Genomic DNA, 16,829 nt, shown 5'->3' with positions numbered 1-16,829 from the left:
TCGAAGACGACCGAAGGAGACCGATGACCCGCATCCGCCTCGACGAGTCCGGCGATCGACTCCTCATGCGACTGGGCGACGCCGTCCTCGCCGAGTACGTGTTCCGGCCCGGCCATCCGACCTTCGAATCGCCGCGGCCGTACGTCAGCCCCGTCCGCACGCTCGGCGGCGAGCTGGTCTCGCTCTATCGACCGCACGACCACGTCTGGCACAAGGGCATCGCCTGGTCGCTGCCGGTGGTCGGCGACGAGAACTTCTGGGGCGGCCCCACCTTCGTCCGAGGCGAGGGCTACGTGCAGCTCGCGAACAACGGCGAGCAACGGCATGTCGCATTCGAGGCCGACGAGGCGACGGATGCCGCGGAGCCGGCGTCTGGCACCCAACGCGCCGTCGAGCGCCTCGAATGGGTCACGCAGGGCGGCGAGATGATCTTCGCCGAGGAGCGCGTGCTCGCGGCATCCGCGCTCGGTGAGGACGCCTGGCTCCTCGCGTTCGAGACGCGCATGACGAACACCGCCGACCGCGACATCCCCATCGGCTCGCCGACGACCCGTGGCCGTGGGAACGCCGGCTACGGCGGCCTCTTCTGGCGCGGACCCCGCTCGTTCACCGGCGGGCACGTGCTCGCACCGGGCGTCGCGGGCGGCGACGAGCTCCGCGGCACGCGCGCGCCCTGGATGGGCTTCACGGGCCGCCATGACGGCAGCGGCGGCGCCTCGACGATCGTGATGGTCGACGACCCCGGCAACCTGCAGCACCCGCCGCAGTGGTTCGCGCGCAGCGAGGAGTTCGCGTGCCTCTGCCCCGCCCCCTTCTTCAGCGAGGAGCACGAGGTCGCGCCCGGCGACGCCCTCGTGCTGCGCTACGGCGTCGTGATCGCGGACGGCGCGGGAGATCCCGATCGAGCGGCGGGCCTGGCCGCGTCGGCCGGTGCCGCACTGCCCGGGCTGCTGGGCGCGCGATGAGCACGCCGACCCCACCCGTCTTCCCGGGCGCCACCTCGGTCAGCGCCCTCGAGGTGTACGGCGGACGCGCACCCGACGGCCTGGCCGGCGGCACACCGCACCTGCACATCGTGTCCGCCGAGGCGTACCTCGTGGTGTCGGGCCACGGGCGGCTGCAGACCGTCGACGCGGCGGGCTTCGCGGAGCATCCGCTCGCCGCCGGGGCCCTCGTGTGGTTCGACCCCGGCGTGATCCATCGCGTCGTCAACGACGGCGACCTCGAGGTGCGCGTCATCATGCAGAACGCCGGGCTGCCGGAGGCCGGCGATGCCGTGATGACCTTCCCCGACGACGTGCTCGCCGACGCCGAGCGCTACCGGGCGGCCGCGACGCTCCCCGGCGCCGAGCGTCCCGACGCCGAGCGACTCGAGGCCGCGCTCGCCCGGCGCGACCTCGCCGTGCAGGGCTTCCTCGCCCTGTTCGGCGACGACGGCCGCGTCGATGCGGCCAGGCTCGCCCGGCTCCACGAGCGCGCGGTGGCGCTCGTGGCCCCGCGTGCGTCCGAGTGGCGCTCCCGCTGGGAGGCCGGCGCGCTGGCGGCCGCCATCGACACCGGGGACCGGCTCGCCGCCCTCGAGGCCGGTCGCGACCCCGGACTCGCCGCAGCCCGCGTCGCCGGGTCGCCCGCCGTCGCCGCGTTCGGCATGTGCGGCCGCCTGCGCCGCTACCCGACGACCCCCTCGAAGGAGACCAATGCCTGAGCACGCCCCGCTGCGCGCCGCGATCATCGGCACGGGCGCCATCGCGAACGCCCACGCCGCGGCGCTCGCCGCCACGCCCGACGCCGAGCTGGTCGCCGTCGTCGATCGAGACCCCGCGTTCGCCCGTGCGTTCGCCGAGCGCTGGGGTGACCCGGCGACGTTCGACTCGCTCGACGCCCTGCTCGCGAGCGGCACCGTCGACGTGCTGCACGTCTGCACGCCACCCGGCGTGCACGCCGAGCAGGCCATCGCCGCCCTCGACGCCGGCCTGCACGTGGTCTGCGAGAAGCCGGCCGCGCTCTCGCTCGACGAGCTCGATGCGATGACGGATGCCGCGGCGCGCAACGATCGGCGACTCGCCGTCGTCTTCCAGCAGCGCACGGGGTCGGCCGCCGCGCACGTGCGGGGGCTGCTCGACTCCGGCGCGCTCGGACGGCCCCTGGTCGCGACGTGCCAGACGCTGTGGTTCCGCGACCCCGCCTACTTCGCCGTGCCGTGGCGCGGCAAGTGGGCGACCGAGGGCGGCGGCCCGACGCTCGGCCTGGGCATCCACCAGATCGACCTGCTCGCCTGGCTCCTCGGCGACTGGGCGAGCGTGCAGGGCCAGCTCTGGCGGCTCGCCCGCGAGACGCAGATGGAGGACGTCTCGACGGCGGTCATCGCGTTCGCCGGCGGCACCGTGGCATCCGTCGTCACCAGTGCCCTCTCGCCGCGTGAGACGAGCTCGATCCGCATCGACACCGAGCGCGCCACCGTGACGGTCGACCACCTCTACGGACACGGCCACGAGCACTGGCGCATCACGCCCGCGCCGCACGTCGACCCCGACCTCGCGGCGGCCTGGGCACTCCCCGAGGTGGAGGAGGCGAGCGGCCACGACCCGCTCGTCCGCGACATCTACGCCGCCCTGGTGTCGGGCCGGCCGCTGCCGTCGACCGCAACGGATGCCGCGCGGTCGTTCGAGATCGTCACCGCGATCTACTCCTCCGCGGCGTCCGGTGCGATGGTCACCCCGGACACGCTCCGCCGGGATCTCGACCGGCTCCGCAGCCTCGAGAGCCCCATCACCGACCTGCGCCGTGCCTGACGACGCGCTCTTCCACGACCCGGTGCACGACGGCGCGACGGATCCGACCGTGATCCGCAACCGGGACACGGGCGAGTGGTGGATGTTCTACACCCAGCGACGGGCGACGGTCGACGAGCCCGGCGTCGCCTGGGTGCACGGTTCCCGCATCGGCGTCGCGCGCTCGGCCGACGCACTCGACTGGAGGTATGCGGGAACGGTCGCGGGCCTCGGGCTCGGCACGGGGGAGGAGACCCACTGGGCGCCGGAGGTGATCGACGACGGCGAGCGGTACCGCATGTACCTCACGGTCATCGACGGAATCCCCGATCGCTGGGAGGGACATGCGCGCCGCATCGTCGAGTACGTGGGCGACGACCTCGAGCGGTGGCGGATGGTCGGCGAGGTCCCGTTGAGCTCCGACCGCGTCATCGACGCGTGCGTGGCGCACTGCCCCGACGGGCGCTGGCGCCTCTGGTACAAGGACGAGGCGGACGATTCCACCACATGGGTCGCCGCAAGCGACGACCTGGCGTCGTGGCGCGTCGAGGGGCGCGCGATCGGCGGGCGGCCGCACGAGGGACCCAACGTCTTCGAGCTCGGCGGCTGGTGGTGGATGCTGGTCGACGAGTGGCGGGGGATGGGCGTGCACCGCTCCACCGACGCGGTGATCTGGGAGCGACAGGGCGGTGACGACGAGGTCATCCTCGGAGAACCGGGCTGCCGGGCGGGCGACGAGACCTTCGGCCGCCACGGCGATGTCGTCGTGCAGGGTGGGGCCGCGACGCTCTACTACTTCACGCATCCCCACTGGGACGGCTCGGAACTCGGGTCGAGCGACGCTGCGGAAGCGCGCCGAAGCGCCGTGTTCGCCGCGCCCCTGGTGGTTGTGGACGATCGGCTGCTCTGCCCGCGCGATGGGCTGGCGTCCGGAAACCAGCGTTGACTGGGAGTTCCGCGAGACGCGCATGATCGACCTCACCCCTTCCGATAACGAATTGAAACGATTTTCTGCATCCGGTTGACCCACCGCCCCCGCTGGGCTACATTTGGGGAAGCGCTTTCCCACAGCGTGACAGGCACCAGGCAGACAGAGACGTTTCCGGGAGGACAACGATGTTCAACATTCGCAAGCGCCGCATGGCGGCGGCCGCAGCGGCCATCACCGCGAGCGCGGCCCTCGTGCTCACGGGCTGCGCGGGAGGCGGCGGCAGCGAAGAGGCGGCCGCGACCTACGACCCCGACGAGGAGGTCACCCTCAACCTCGCCTTCTGGGGCAACGACGTTCGCGCCGCGCTGTACGAGGAGGCCATCGCCGCGTTCAACGAGGAGTACCCGAACATCACGGTCAACTCCTCCTTCCTCGGCTTCCCCGAGTTCTGGGAGAAGCGCCAGACCGAGGCGGCTGGAGGCGGCCTGCCCGACGTCATGCAGTTCGACTACTCCTACCTCCGGCAGTACTCGGAGAACGGCCTGCTCCTCGACCTCGAGCCGTACCTCGGCAACATCATCGACACCGAGCCGCTGAGCGAGAACATCCTCTCGATCGGCGTCGTCGACGGCGAGACCACCGGCATCCCGACCTCCACGAACGCGTGGGGCCTCTTCACGAACCCGAAGCTGCTCGAGCAGGTCGGCGTCGAGGAGTTCGAGGGCGGCGACTGGGAGGACTACACCGCCTGGGTCAAGGAGGTCAGCGACGCCGGAGCCGGCTCGCTCTGGGGCGGCACCGACTTCACCGGTCGCATCCAGAACTTCGAGATCCAGCAGCGCGCGAAGGGTGACGACCTCTTCACCGAGGACGGCGAGCCGAACTTCACCGAGGAGGACCTCGCCGCGTTCTGGGAGCAGGGCGAGGACGCTCGCGCCGTCACCATCCCGCAGCAGCGACTCGAGGAGATCTACCCGGTCTCGGGCTTCGACGCCGGACTCACCACGAGCGAGCTGACCTGGGACAACTTCGGTGCCGGCTACCTCGCGAACCTCGGTGCCGAGTACACCGAGCTCGGACTCGTCGCCCCGCCGGTGACCGAGGAGGGCGCGCAGGACCTGTACCTCAAGCCCTCGATGCTGCACTCGATCGCCTCGACGACCGAGCACCCCGAGGCAGCGGCCACGCTCGTCAACTTCCTCGTGAACAGCCCCGAGGCGGGCGCGATCTTCGGCACCAACCGAGGCCTCCCCGCCTCGGAGACGATGCTCGAGGGCGCTGAGCTCGACCCGATCGGCCAGCAGATCCGCGACTACGAGGAGTCGATCGCCGAGCGCCTCGGCGACGCCCCGCCCGTGCCGATCGTCGGCTACGGCACCCTCGAGGAGAAGTTCCGCCAGCTCGGCCAGGAGCTCGGGTTCGGCACCCTCACCGTGGACGAGGCCGTCGAGCAGTTCTTCAACGAGATGGACGTCGTCCTCAACCAGTAACAGCCGAAGCAGTCGACTCCGGGCCCGGTGGGGTACCACCCCGCCGGGCCCGGAGTACTGTTTCTCGCAGGAACCGGAGAACCAACGTGAGCACGGAAACCGAATCGATCGTCACGGCGGAAGCCGGGTCGAGAAGCGTGCGGCAGGCGATGCGCCAGGTCAGGCGCGATGAAGGGCGCAAGGTGCCGTCGTCGGCGAGCAGGCGCAAGGCGAACCGCCGGGAGACGGTGGCCGGGTACGGGTTCCTCCTGCCGTGGCTGATCGGGTTCCTCGGCCTGACCGTCGGCCCGATGATCTTCTCGCTCTACCTCGCCTTCACGAAGTACAACCTGTTCACCGAGCCCGAGTGGGTAGGCCTGGACAACTTCGTGCGGATGTTCACCGAGGACCCGAACTACATCCAGTCGGTGCAGATCACGCTCGTGTACGTGCTCGTCGGCACCCCGATCAAGCTCGCCGCGGCGCTGGGCGTGGCGATGCTGCTGAACTACCGGGATCGCGGCTCGGGCTTCTTCCGCTCCTCGTTCTATGCTCCGTCGCTGATCGGCGCATCCGTCTCGGTCGCGATCGTGTGGCGGGCGATGTTCTCCAACGACGGCCCGGTCGACAACTCGCTGAGCTTCTTCGGCATCGACATCGGCGGCTGGGTCGGGAACGTCCAGCTGGTGATCCCGATGATGATCCTGCTGGCGGTGTGGCAGTTCGGCGCCCCGATGGTGATCTTCCTCGCGGGCCTGAAGCAGATCCCGCAGGAGCTCTACGAGGCCGCCGAGGTCGACGGCGCCGGGCCATGGCACCGGTTCCGCAACGTGACCATCCCGATGCTCTCGTCCGTGATCTTCTTCAACCTGCTGCTCGAGATCATCAACGCGTTCCAGGTGTTCGCGTCGGCGTACATCATCTCCAACGGCTCGGGCGGCCCGGCCGGCATGACGAACTTCTACACCCTCTACCTCTACAAGCGCGGCTTCGCCGACCTGCAGATGGGCTACGCCTCGGCGATGGCGTGGGTGCTCGTGATCGCCGTGGCGATCATCGCCTTCATCCTGTTCAAGACCCAGAGGTCCTGGGTGCACTACGCCGGAGAGAACCGATGACCACGTTCGAAGCCCCACGCGTCGAGGTCGTCGAGAACGCCCTCGAACCGACGACCCAGCCCCGCCGCCGCGTCAAGCGCAAGACCGTCAACACGATCATCTGGTTCGTGGCGCTGCTCGCGCTGACCGCGATCGTGCTCTACCCGCTCCTCTGGCTGTTCCTGTCCACGTTCAAGCCGTCGAGCGAGTTCGCCTCGAATCCCGGCCTGATCCCCGAGAACCCGACCGTCGACAACTACGTGAAGGTCGTCGAGGGCATCGCCGGCACCCCGCTGTGGCGGTTCTTCGCGAACTCGTTCTTCATCGCGATCATGGCGGTCATCGGCACCCTGCTCTCGTCGGCGCTGGCCGCGTACGCGTTCGCGCGGATCCGGTTCCGCGGGGTCGGGATCCTGTTCGCGGCGATGATCGGCACGCTGCTGCTGCCGTTCCACGTGATCATCATCCCGCAGTACATCATGTTCAATAAGCTCGAACTGGTCGACACGTACTGGCCGCTGATCCTGCCGAAGTTCCTCGCGACCGAGGCGTTCTTCGTGTTCCTGATCGTGCAGTTCATCCGCAACATCCCCCGCGACATGGACGAGGCGGCGCGCATCGACGGTGCCGGGCACCTCCGGATCTTCTTCTCGATCATCCTGCCGCTGATCAAGCCCGCCCTGATCACTTCCGCGATCTTCACGTTCATCTGGACCTGGAACGACTTCCTGGGCCCCCTGCTGTACGTGAACTCGCCCGAGAAGTACCCGCTCCCGATCGCGCTGCGCCTCTACAACGACGCCACCTCGACCTCCGACTACGGCGCGACCGCCGCGGTGTCGTTCCTGGCCCTGGTGCCGATCCTGATCTTCTTCATCGTGTTCCAGCGCTTCCTCGTCGCCGGTGTCGCCACCCAGGGACTCAAGGGCTAGGCCCCCGGATGTCACGAGCCGCCGACCGCGCCGCACGTCGTGCCGCCCTCTCGGGCAGCGGGCCGACGCACGACGACTCGGCCACCACCGCGAGGTTCCCGGGCGCGCGGAGCGCGTTCGGGCTCCTCGGCGAGGTGCTGCTCATCGGCATCATGATGGCGATCGTGTCGCTGCCGATCATCACGATCCCTGCGGCGCTCGCGGCCGGGGTGCGGCACCTGCGGCGGTACCTGAAGGCCGACGACTCGGCGCTCGTGTGGTTCTGGCGCGACGCACGGGATTCGTTGCTGGGCGGGATCGGGATCGGCGCGGCATCCGCCGTCATCGCGGCCGTGCTCGCCCTGGACATCGACCTCGCGGGCTCGGGCGTGCTGCCGGGCGGACCGGTGGTCGCCGTCGTCGGGTGGGTCGGCCTCGCCGCCCTCGTGCTGGCGCTGTTCCTCGCCGCGGGCCGATGGTCGCCGAAGGTCGGCTGGCTCGGCGCACTCAGGGGCATTCCGGGCGCGGTGCGAGCGGACCCGGCCGGTGCGGCGTACCTCGTGGCCACGGGCGTCTTCGCCGGTGTCGTCACCTGGCAGCTCGCCCCGCTCGTGATCCCCGCGCTCGGGTGCATCGCGCTCGCGATCGTGGCGGTGCCCGAGCGTCCTCGCCGCTCGCGGGACGTCGACGACGCGTGACCGCACCGCGACGGCCGCTGCCGCAGTGGGCACGGGATGCGAGCCTCGGCATCTTCGTGCACTGGGGGCCGTACTCGGTGCCGGCGTGGGCCGAGCCCATGCGGGCGCTCGGCGCGGTGCCCGACGACGAGTGGTTCGCCCACAACGCCTACGCCGAGTGGTACGCGAACACGATCCGCCTCGAGGGGTCGCCCGCCGCCGAGCATCACGCCCTCACGTACGGCGACGCCCCCTACGAGGACTTCCTCGACGCGTGGCGGGCCGAGGCCTACGACCCCGCCGACTGGGCGCGGCTCTTCCGCGCGGTGGGGGCCGACTACGTCGTGCCGACGACGAAGCACCACGACGGCGTCGCCCTCTGGGACGCGCCCGGCTCCGGCGACCTCACCACGGTCGCGCGCGGACCGCGCCGCGACCTGATCGCGCCGCTCGCCGATGCCGTGCGCGCCGAGGGCCTTCGCTTCGGCGTGTACTACTCGGGCGGACTCGACTGGTCGTTCACCGACCTCCCGCCGCACCGCTCGAGCGACGACGTCGCCGCACTCCGGCCCACGGACGCCGCGTACGCCGCGTACGCCCATGCGCACGTCGCCGACCTCGTCGACCGCTACCGCCCCGACCTGATCTGGAACGACATCGACTGGCCAGACGCCGCCAAGCAGCCGGGACCGCACTCGATCGAGTCGCTGCTCGCGCACTACCGCGACGCCGTGCCCGAGGGCATCGTGAACGATCGCTGGGGCGCAAAGGTGTGGGACTACCGCACGAGCGAGTACGACCACGACACCGACCACGAGGCGGATGCCGGGTGGGAGCACTGCCGCGGCCTAGGCTTCTCCTTCGGCTACAACCGGGTCGAGGACGCGTCGCTCACGCTCTCGCCGCGAGAGCTCGCGCGCCTCTACGCCGACGTCGTCTCCCGAGGGGGGCGCCTGCTGCTCAACGTCGGGCCGACGGCGGCGGGGGAGATCCCCGACGTGCAGCGCCGCACGCTCGAGGGCGTCGCGCCGTGGATGACGGCGGTCAAGCCGCACACGATCGGCCGGCGCGTGATCGACTCCGACGCGGTCGAGGTGACGGATGCCACGTGGTGGCGCGCGTGGGCCACGCCCGACGGGCTCGTGGCGGTGGTCGACGGGCCAGCGGCATCCGCGCGCGCTCGCGACGGACGAGCCGTCACGACGTTCGTGCTCCCGAACTGAGGCCCCGCCGAAGGGTCGATCGGGTCGATGATGGGGTCCATCGGTCACCGAGCGAGTGACCGGACCGGAGGATCGAGATGACCGCAGCAGCACGACCGCCGTTCGACGCCGAGCTCGAGCCCGCGCTCGGCGGGGCGCCGGCGTACTTCACGACCCTTCGCCCCGCCTCGATCCCGGAGTTCCGGGCGGCGACCACGCATCCGCCGTCGATGGCGGAGGTCATCGCCGGGCGGCCCGTGCAGGTGACCGACCACGCCGTGCCCGGTCACGGCGGCGGGGAGGTCACGGTCTCGGTGCTCCGGCGCACCGACCACGAGGGCGCGGACGGTCCCGGCGCCTACCTGGTCCACGGCGGCGGCATGGTCGGCGGCACCCGCGCGTCGATGGCCCCGATGCTCGTCGACTGGGTCCTCGAGTACGGCGCGGTCGGTGCGACCGTCGAGTACCGGCTGGCGCCCGACTTCACCGACCCGGTGCCCGTCGAGGACTGCGCGGCGGGGTTCGACTGGTTCGTCGGCCGGGCAGCGGAGTTCGGCTTCGACCCGCAGCGCGTGCTGATCGGCGGCCAGAGCGCGGGCGGGGGCCTGAGCGCCGGCACGACGCTGCTCGCCCGCGATCGCGGCCGCCCCATGCCGGCCGCCCTCCTCCTCATGTGGCCGATGCTCGACGATCGCAATGCGACGACCTCGGCCACGCAGGTCGACGGCGTCGGGATCTGGGATCGCACGAGCAACGAGACCGGATGGACGGCGTTGCTGGGTGCTCGCCGCGGCACCGCCGACGTGTCCGTGTACGCCGCACCGGCTCGGGCGACCGAGCTGGGCGGGCTGCCCCCGACCTACATCGAGGCGGGCAGTGCCGAGGTGTTCCGCGACGAGGCCGTGGGCTTCGCGAGCGGCATCTGGGCGGCGGGCGGCAGCGCCGAGCTGCATGTCTGGGCGGGCGGCTTCCACGGCTTCCAGACCATCGTGCCGGCGGCGGCCGTGTCGCGGACCGCGGTGCAGACGCGCGAGGCGTGGGTGCGCCGCATGCTGGCGCCGTGACGCGGGTCGCACGGCGAAGCAGCCGCGCGGAATTCGTGCCTCCCATGGCGGATCAGGTCGATCGCATGGACGTTTCGACGCAGTGTCCAAGCGCGACGTCGCTGCGCCGGGACGTCGCATCGCGGGGGCGACCCGGCTAGACTCGGAATGCGCTTTCCCAGCCCTGCCGACGATGGAGGACCCCGATGCACTACGGCGCCGACTACAACCCCGAGCAGTGGCCCGAGGAGCTCTGGCCCGAGGACGTCGCCCGCATGCGCGAGGCCGGTGTCACCATGGTGAGCCTCGGCATCTTCTCGTGGGCGCGCATCCAGCCTCGCGAGGGCGAGTTCGACTTCGCGTGGCTCGACCACGTCATCGACCTGCTGCACGAGGGCGGCATCGCCGTCGACCTCGCCACGGCGACGGCCTCGCCGCCGCCGTGGGCCAGCGCAGCGTATCCCGAGATCCTCCCGCAGGACGAGAACGGGGCGGTGTACTGGCCGGGCAGCCGCCAGCAGTTCGCACCGTCGTCGCCGGTGTACCGTCGGCTCGCGGCCGAGCTCGTGACGGCGATGGCCGAGCGGTACGCGACGCATCCGGCTGTCGTGATGTGGCACGTCAACAACGAGTACGGCTGCCACCTGAACATGGACTTCTCGGATGCCGCGCGCGATGCGTTCCGGCGCTGGCTCGCCGATCGCCACGGCACGGTCGACGCCCTCAACGAGGCCTGGGGCACGAACTTCTGGTCGCAGCGCTACGGGAGCTTCGACGAGGTGTTCCCACCGCGCAAGGCGCCCTACAGCCTGAACCCCGGCCAGCTGCTCGACTACCGCCGCTTCACGAGCGACATGCTGCTCGAGTGCTACCTCATGGAGCGCGACCTGATCCGCAAGGCCGGGGCGACGCAGCCGATCACCACGAACTTCATGGGCGCGTTCAAGCCGGCGAACTACGCGCAGTGGGCCGAGCACCTGGATCTCATCAGCGACGACGCCTACCCCGACCCGAACGACGCCGAGTCATTCCGGGCCGCCGCGTTCCAGCGCGACCTCGTTCGATCCCTGAAGCCCGAGGTGCCGTGGATCCTCATGGAGCAGGCGACGAACGCGCTGAACTGGCGCCCGTCGAACGCGCCCAAGGCGCCCGGCCAGATGGCGGCCCTCAGCGCCCAGGCGATCGGGCGCGGCGCCGACGGCATCCTGTTCTTCCAGTGGCGGCAGTCACGAGCCGGCGCCGAGAAGTTCCACTCGGCGATGCTGCCGCACGCCGGTCGCGACACGCGCACCTGGCGCGAGGCCGCGGCCCTCGGCGCGCGACTCGCCGCCCTGCCGCCCCTTCCCGCGGGGGCCCGCGACGCCCGTGTGGCGCTCGTGTTCGACTGGGAGAACTGGTGGGCGGTCGAGGCATCCGATCACCCGTCGAACGTGCTCGACTACCTCGACGTCGTTCAGCGGTGGTACCGCGCCCTGCATCGCCGCCACGTGCAGGTCGACATCGTGGCGCCCGAGCGCGTCGACGGGCAGTACGCGCTCGCGATCGCGCCGCTGCTGTACCTGCTCCGCGACGAGGGGGCGGCCGCCCTCACCGGGTTCGTCGAGGACGGCGGACACCTGCTCGCCGGTCCCTTCACCGACGTCGTCGACGAGCTCGACCGCTTCCGCGAGGGCGGGTTCCTCACGCAGCTCGGCGCGCTCTGCGGGGTGCGGCTCGAGGACTTCGGCGCGCTCGTCGCGCCGTCCGCGCCCCCGACCGTGCCCGGCGAACGGGTCGCGCGGTTCGCGGGCGACGCGCTGCCGGACTCGTCGGGCACGCTGCTCGCCGAGGAGATCGCGGCGGCGGATGCCACGGTGGAGGCCTCGTTCACGAGCGGCCGCCGCGCGGGGCATCCGGCCCTCACCGCGCGCCGCGCGGGACGCGGCGTCGCCCGCTACCTGGCGACGGTGCCCGACGAGGCGGGCGTGCAGGCGGTCGTCGACCACGTGCTCGCCGACGCGCGCGTCGAGCCGGTGGTCGCCGGGCTCCCCGAGCACGTGGAGGCGGCCCGCCGTGGGGAGCTCGTGACGCTCGTGCACCACGGCGGCGAGCCCGTCGACGTGCCCGTCTCGGGGATCGACGCCGAATCGGGCGCACAGGTGTCGTCGGTGCGACTCGGCGCCTACGACTGGGCGCTGGTGCTCGAGCGATGACGGCGAACGCTCTCCGGGGCTACGATGCACGCGAGAGCGGAGGAGGCGACATGCGCGCGGTCATCCTCAGCGGCTCCGGCCGGTACGCCGACGCGTGGCACCCGTTCGCCGAGACGAGTGCCGCGCTCGCCGGCATCGTCGCGGGTGCGGGCTACCGCGTCGAGGTGGGCGACGACCTCCTGGCCGGTCTCGCGGCGCTCGGCGAGGCCGACCTGCTCGTCGTGAACGCCGGCAATCCCGAGGCGCCGCTGCCCGAGGGCACCGGCGAACCGCCCGAACCGACCGACGAGGAGCTCGACGCCGCAGCGGCCGGGCTCGACGCCGCGCTCGATCGGGGAATCGGGGTCCTGGCCGTGCACGCGTCGGCGTCCACGCTGCCCGAGCTCCCCGCCTTCGGCCACGCGCTCGGCGGGCGCTGGATCGAGGGATACTCGTGGCATCCGCCGATCGGCGAGGCGCGCGTGCACATCGTCGGCACCCACGTGATCGCCGACGGGCTCAGCGACTTCGCCGTGGTCGACGAGCGGTACTCGGCGCTGCGACTCGACGGCGTGATCGAGCGGATCGCCGAGCACGAGGAGGACGGCATGCGGCATCCGATCATCTGGGCCCGCGAGCTCGGCCGATCGCGCGTCGTCTACGACGCGCTCGGACACGACGCGCGCTCCTACGAGTCGTCCGAGCACCGCGAGCTTCTCACGCGCGCGCTGCAGTGGCTCTCGCACGTGCCCGCGCCGACGTTCGACGCCTCGTGAGCCGCATCGTCATCGCGCCCGACTCGTTCAAGGGCACGGCGAGCGCAGCGGATGCCGCAGCCGCCCTCGCGGCAGGATGGCGAGCCGTGCGGCCCGACGACGAGCTCGTCGAGCGCCCCATGGCCGACGGGGGAGAGGGCACCCTCGACGCGTTCGCCTCGGCGGTGCCCGGCGCCCGTCGCATGCCCGTCACCGTGCGCGGCCCGGTCTCGGAGCCAGCCGAGACGTCATGGCTGCTGCTGCCCGACGGCACGGGCGTGGTCGAGCTGGCCTCGACCTCCGGCCTCACGATGCTCGACCCGCTCGAACCGCTCGATGCGCACAGTGCCGGCTTCGGTGAGGCGATCGCGGCAGCGCTCGATGCCGGGGTCGAGCGGCTGCTGCTCGCGCTCGGCGGCAGCGCGTGCAGCGACGGGGGCGCGGGGGCGCTCACCGTGCTCGGCGGGTGGTTCCTCGACGACTCCGGCGCGCCGGTGCCACTGGGCAACCGCGGCCTGGCGCTGCTCGACCGCGTGGACCTGTCGGGCGTTCGTCCCCTGCCGCACGGCGGCGCGGTGATCCTGGGCGACGTCACCAACCCGCTGCTCGGCGGGCTCGGCGCCGCGGCCGTGTTCGGACCGCAGAAGGGCGCGGATGCCGCCACCGTCGACGTGCTCGAGGCGAACCTCGCCCGGCTGGCCGACCTCGTGCCCACCGCGATGCAGCCGCTCGCGGCAGCGGCCGGTGCGGGTGCGGCCGGCGGTGCCGGCTTCGGCCTGCTCGCCTGGGGAGCGCAGATGGGCGGTGGTGCGGCGCTCGTGGCCGAGACCGTCGGCCTGCCAGAGGTCATCGTCGGGGCCGACCTCGTGATCACGGGCGAGGGGCGCTTCGACGGGCAGTCCGAGGCGGGCAAGGCGCCCACGGTCGTGGCGGGCCTCGCGCGCGACGCCCGCGTGCCGACCGCCCTGGTCGCGGGCGCGATCACGGCCGAGCCGCGAGGATTCGCGGCATCCGTCGCCCTCGTCGACCTCGCCGGCAGCGGCGCTGCGGCCATGGCCGAACCCCTGCGCTGGCTCGAGGCGGCGGGCGCGGCCCTGGCGCGGGCATCCGACTGAGGCGAACCGCCCGGCACGGACCCGACCGCGGCGGTCCTGCAGGCCGGCGCGCTGGACAGTCGGCGCCGCGCGGCACGAGACTGGCCGCATGACCACGGCCGTCGGTGGCATCCGCACGCCCGACCAGCGCCTGCGGGTGTTCGTCAGCTCGACGTTGAAGGAGCTGGCGCCCGAGCGGCGCGCGGTGCGGGCGGCGATCGAGCGGTTGGCGATGGCGCCGGTGATGTTCGAGCTGGGTGCGCGGCCGCATCCCCCGCGCGAGCTGTACCGGGCGTACCTGGAGCAGAGCGACATCTTCGTCGGGATCTACTGGGAGCAGTACGGGTGGAGCGCACCGGGAGCGGACGTGTCGGGACTCGAGGACGAGTGGAACCTCGCCCCCGACATCCCGAAGCTCGTCTACCTCAAGCGCACCGAGCACCGGGATGAGCGGCTCGAGGCCCTGCTCGCCCGGATCCGCGAGGACGACGACGCGTCGTACGTCGCGTTCTCGGATGCCGCCGAGCTCGCCGACCTGGTCACGGCGGACCTCGCGAGCGTGCTGGCCGAGCGCTTCGATGCCGCCGACCTGCGTCACGCGCCGGAACCGGATGCGGCATCGCCGGCGCGCCCGGAGAGCGTCGGCCTGCCGTCACCGCTGACCCGCCTCGTGGGCCGCGACGAGGAGCTCGCGACGGTCGTCGGGATGCTCACCGTCGACGAGGACCGGCTGGTCACCCTCACCGGCCCGGGCGGCATCGGCAAGAGCCGGCTCGCGATCGCCGCGGCGCGCGAGGTGGAAGGGTCGTTCCCCGACGGCGTCGTCTTCGTCGACCTGGCCCCCGTGCTCGACCCCGCCCTCGTGACCGCGGCCGTCGCGAGGGCGCTCGGCGCCGGCGACCCGGGCGACGGCACGATCGCCGAGACCCTCGCGCTCGCGCTCGCCGACCGGCGCATGCTGCTGCTGCTCGACAACGTGGAGCAGGTCGTCGAGGCGGCGCCCGTGCTCGCGGGCATCCTGCGCGCCTCGTCGGTCTCGGTGCTGGCGACCAGCCGGATCCTGCTCCGCATCGGCGGCGAACGGAGCCTCGCACTCGGCCCGCTCGCACCGCAGGCCGCGACCGACCTCCTCGTGGATCGCGCCCGCGCGGTGAAGCCCGACTTCGACCTCACCGACGACAACGCGGCCGACATCACCTCGATCTGCACCGCGCTCGACAACGCCCCGCTCGCGCTCGAGCTCGCCGCGGCCCGCCTGCGGGTGCTCACTCCCGCCGCGTTGGCGGAACGGCTCGACCACGCCCTGACGGTCCTCACCGCCGGCGACCGCGACCTCCCCGAGCGGCAGCGGACGCTCCGCGCGACGATCGACTGGAGCGCCCGGCTGCTTCGACCGGACGAACGGGAGCTGCTGCTGCGCCTCGGCGTGTTCCGCGCGGGGTTCGGCCTCGATGCGGCGGAGTGGATGGCCGCGGACCTCGCAGGGGCCGATGCGGTCGACGCGCTCGCCGTGCTCGTCGACGGGAGCCTCGTACGCGAGCAGGATCGCGGCGAGCGCGCGTGGTTCACGATGCTCGCGACCGTTCGCGAGTACGGCCGCGAGGAGCTCGACGCGCGGGGCGACCTGCCCGAGATGGAGGAACGGCATGCGCGGTTCTACGCCGCCCTCGCCGATGCGTCCGCGCGGAAGTCGACCTGGACGGGGCAGATCGGCCTGATGTCGCGGCTCGCCGATGAGCGCGACGAGCTGCGTGCGGCGGTGGACCACTTCGTCGCCACTCGACAGTTCGGCGAGGTGGCGGGGCTGACGTGGAACCTGTACTGGTTCTGGTGGGTCAGCGGCCAGCTCGGCGAGGTCCGCGGGTGGATGTCCCGGCTGCTGGCGCCCGGCAACGCCCTCGACGACCGCAGCCGGATCATCGCGCTGTTCTGCACCGACTCCCTCCGATTCGGCGAGACGCCCGACGCCGCGGTCGCGCCGGCCCTCGCCGAGTGCGTCGAGTACTTCCGCACCGACGGCGACCGGCTGGGGCAGAGCCTGTCCCTCGCCATGCTCGCGGTCGCCCTGACGGCCGATCCGCACGCTGAGCCGGATGCCGCAGGGCGGGCGATCGCGCAGTCCGTCACGCTCGTCGACGACCTCGGCGATCCCTTCGGGCGCACGATGGTGCGGATCATGCTCGCTCGGGCCGTGCTGGCGCGCGGACGGCTCCCTGAAGCCGTCGAGCTCCTCGACGACAGCCTCGCGATCGCCCGCGGCGCCGACGATCCGCTCGGCGAGGCGATCGCCCTCAACCACCTCGGGTGGGCGCGGCTCCTGGACGACGATCCCGACGGCGCACGCACGTGGTTCACCGACCAGCTGCGCATCTCCACGGCCATCGGCCACGAGGAGGGCTTCGCCTACGGACTGGAGGCGATGTCCGCGGTCGCGGCGGCCACGGGCGACCTGGAACGCGCCGGCCTGCTGTTCGGCGCGGCCGAGGCCGTGCGTCTGCGCAGGGGGCTGACGACGGGGGGAACCTTCTCCGTCCACGGACGGATCCTCGAGCGTGCGCTGGCGAACGGCGGCTCGGCGACCTTCGAGGCGGCGCGACGAGCGGGGCGAGGCGCCGATCTCGCCGAGATGCTCGACCTCGCCCTCACGGAGGCTGCACCCACCCGGGCCGGCCCGGGGTGACGCGGGCGTTCTGGGGTGGTCGGGGCGC

The 16,829-nt window shown here is 72.2% G+C and carries 14 protein-coding genes; all 14 read left to right on the top strand.

Annotation, left to right across the window (positions count from 1 at the left end; genetic code table 11):
* Positions 1–23: 23 nt before the first annotated feature.
* The gene (locus EV187_RS02820; RefSeq protein ID WP_130351503.1) at positions 24–965 is read left to right on the top strand and encodes a DUF6807 domain-containing protein; all 942 of its coding nucleotides are present in this window, start codon (positions 24–26) and stop codon (positions 963–965) included.
* Positions 962–1,705 carry a cupin domain-containing protein gene (locus EV187_RS02815; RefSeq protein WP_130351502.1) on the top strand — a complete coding sequence of 248 codons (744 nt, stop codon included), beginning with the start codon at positions 962–964 and terminating at the stop codon, positions 1,703–1,705. The genes EV187_RS02820 and EV187_RS02815 overlap by 4 nt, the downstream gene beginning before the upstream one ends.
* Positions 1,698–2,792, top strand: a complete 1,095-nt coding sequence (locus EV187_RS02810) for a Gfo/Idh/MocA family protein (RefSeq protein ID WP_130351501.1) — start codon at positions 1,698–1,700, stop codon at positions 2,790–2,792. Before EV187_RS02815 ends, EV187_RS02810 begins: the two co-directional genes overlap by 8 nt.
* Positions 2,785–3,717 carry a family 43 glycosylhydrolase gene (locus EV187_RS02805; protein WP_130351500.1) on the top strand — a complete coding sequence of 311 codons (933 nt, stop codon included), beginning with the start codon at positions 2,785–2,787 and terminating at the stop codon, positions 3,715–3,717. Before EV187_RS02810 ends, EV187_RS02805 begins: the two co-directional genes overlap by 8 nt.
* A 170-nt stretch (positions 3,718–3,887) precedes the next feature.
* On the top strand, positions 3,888–5,192 hold the full coding sequence (locus EV187_RS02800) for an ABC transporter substrate-binding protein (protein ID WP_130351499.1): 1,305 nt from the start codon (positions 3,888–3,890) through the stop codon (positions 5,190–5,192).
* 149 nt (positions 5,193–5,341) lie between these two features.
* Positions 5,342–6,289 (top strand): carbohydrate ABC transporter permease, encoded by a 948-nt coding sequence (locus EV187_RS02795; RefSeq protein ID WP_130352199.1) that lies wholly within the window; start codon positions 5,342–5,344, stop codon positions 6,287–6,289.
* Complete coding sequence (locus EV187_RS02790; protein ID WP_130351498.1) at positions 6,286–7,200, top strand: carbohydrate ABC transporter permease; 915 nt, start codon at positions 6,286–6,288, stop codon at positions 7,198–7,200. Before EV187_RS02795 ends, EV187_RS02790 begins: the two co-directional genes overlap by 4 nt.
* An 8-nt stretch (positions 7,201–7,208) precedes the next feature.
* On the top strand, positions 7,209–7,877 hold the full coding sequence (locus tag EV187_RS02785) for a hypothetical protein (protein WP_130351497.1): 669 nt from the start codon (positions 7,209–7,211) through the stop codon (positions 7,875–7,877).
* Positions 7,874–9,079 carry an alpha-L-fucosidase gene (locus tag EV187_RS02780; RefSeq protein WP_130351496.1) on the top strand — a complete coding sequence of 402 codons (1,206 nt, stop codon included), beginning with the start codon at positions 7,874–7,876 and terminating at the stop codon, positions 9,077–9,079. The genes EV187_RS02785 and EV187_RS02780 overlap by 4 nt, the downstream gene beginning before the upstream one ends.
* 77 nt (positions 9,080–9,156) lie before the next feature.
* Positions 9,157–10,122 carry an alpha/beta hydrolase gene (locus tag EV187_RS02775; protein WP_130351495.1) on the top strand — a complete coding sequence of 322 codons (966 nt, stop codon included), beginning with the start codon at positions 9,157–9,159 and terminating at the stop codon, positions 10,120–10,122.
* A 185-nt stretch (positions 10,123–10,307) separates the two neighbouring features.
* Positions 10,308–12,293 (top strand): beta-galactosidase, encoded by a 1,986-nt coding sequence (locus tag EV187_RS02770; protein WP_130351494.1) that lies wholly within the window; start codon positions 10,308–10,310, stop codon positions 12,291–12,293.
* Positions 12,294–12,343: 50 nt separating this feature from the next.
* The gene (locus EV187_RS02765) at positions 12,344–13,048 is read left to right on the top strand and encodes a ThuA domain-containing protein (RefSeq protein WP_165391081.1); all 705 of its coding nucleotides are present in this window, start codon (positions 12,344–12,346) and stop codon (positions 13,046–13,048) included.
* Positions 13,045–14,142, top strand: a complete 1,098-nt coding sequence (locus EV187_RS02760; RefSeq protein ID WP_130351492.1) for a glycerate kinase — start codon at positions 13,045–13,047, stop codon at positions 14,140–14,142. The genes EV187_RS02765 and EV187_RS02760 overlap by 4 nt, the downstream gene beginning before the upstream one ends.
* A gap of 88 nt (positions 14,143–14,230) precedes the next feature.
* Positions 14,231–16,801: an ATP-binding protein gene (locus tag EV187_RS02755; RefSeq protein WP_130351491.1), complete on the top strand. Its 2,571-nt coding sequence runs from the start codon at positions 14,231–14,233 to the stop codon at positions 16,799–16,801.
* Positions 16,802–16,829: the final 28 nt, after the last annotated feature.

This window comes from Agromyces ramosus (assembly GCF_004216665.1).
GTDB classification, from domain to species: Bacteria; Actinomycetota; Actinomycetes; order Actinomycetales; family Microbacteriaceae; genus Agromyces; species Agromyces ramosus.
This window is presented reverse-complemented; position numbering and strand designations above follow the sequence as displayed.

Excerpts from the sequence above, each read along its gene's own strand:
- EV187_RS02820 (WP_130351503.1), top strand. The coding sequence starts at position 24 with ATGACCCGCATCCGCCTCGACGAGTCCGGCGATCGACTCCTCATGCGA.
- EV187_RS02815 (WP_130351502.1), top strand. The coding sequence starts at position 962 with ATGAGCACGCCGACCCCACCCGTCTTCCCGGGCGCCACCTCGGTCAGC.
- EV187_RS02810 (WP_130351501.1), top strand. The coding sequence starts at position 1,698 with ATGCCTGAGCACGCCCCGCTGCGCGCCGCGATCATCGGCACGGGCGCC.
- EV187_RS02800 (WP_130351499.1), top strand. The coding sequence starts at position 3,888 with ATGTTCAACATTCGCAAGCGCCGCATGGCGGCGGCCGCAGCGGCCATC.
- EV187_RS02795 (WP_130352199.1), top strand. The coding sequence starts at position 5,342 with ATGCGCCAGGTCAGGCGCGATGAAGGGCGCAAGGTGCCGTCGTCGGCG.
- EV187_RS02790 (WP_130351498.1), top strand. The coding sequence starts at position 6,286 with ATGACCACGTTCGAAGCCCCACGCGTCGAGGTCGTCGAGAACGCCCTC.
- EV187_RS02785 (WP_130351497.1), top strand. The coding sequence starts at position 7,209 with ATGTCACGAGCCGCCGACCGCGCCGCACGTCGTGCCGCCCTCTCGGGC.
- EV187_RS02775 (WP_130351495.1), top strand. The coding sequence starts at position 9,157 with ATGACCGCAGCAGCACGACCGCCGTTCGACGCCGAGCTCGAGCCCGCG.
- EV187_RS02770 (WP_130351494.1), top strand. The coding sequence starts at position 10,308 with ATGCACTACGGCGCCGACTACAACCCCGAGCAGTGGCCCGAGGAGCTC.
- EV187_RS02765 (WP_165391081.1), top strand. The coding sequence starts at position 12,344 with ATGCGCGCGGTCATCCTCAGCGGCTCCGGCCGGTACGCCGACGCGTGG.
- EV187_RS02755 (WP_130351491.1), top strand. The coding sequence starts at position 14,231 with ATGACCACGGCCGTCGGTGGCATCCGCACGCCCGACCAGCGCCTGCGG.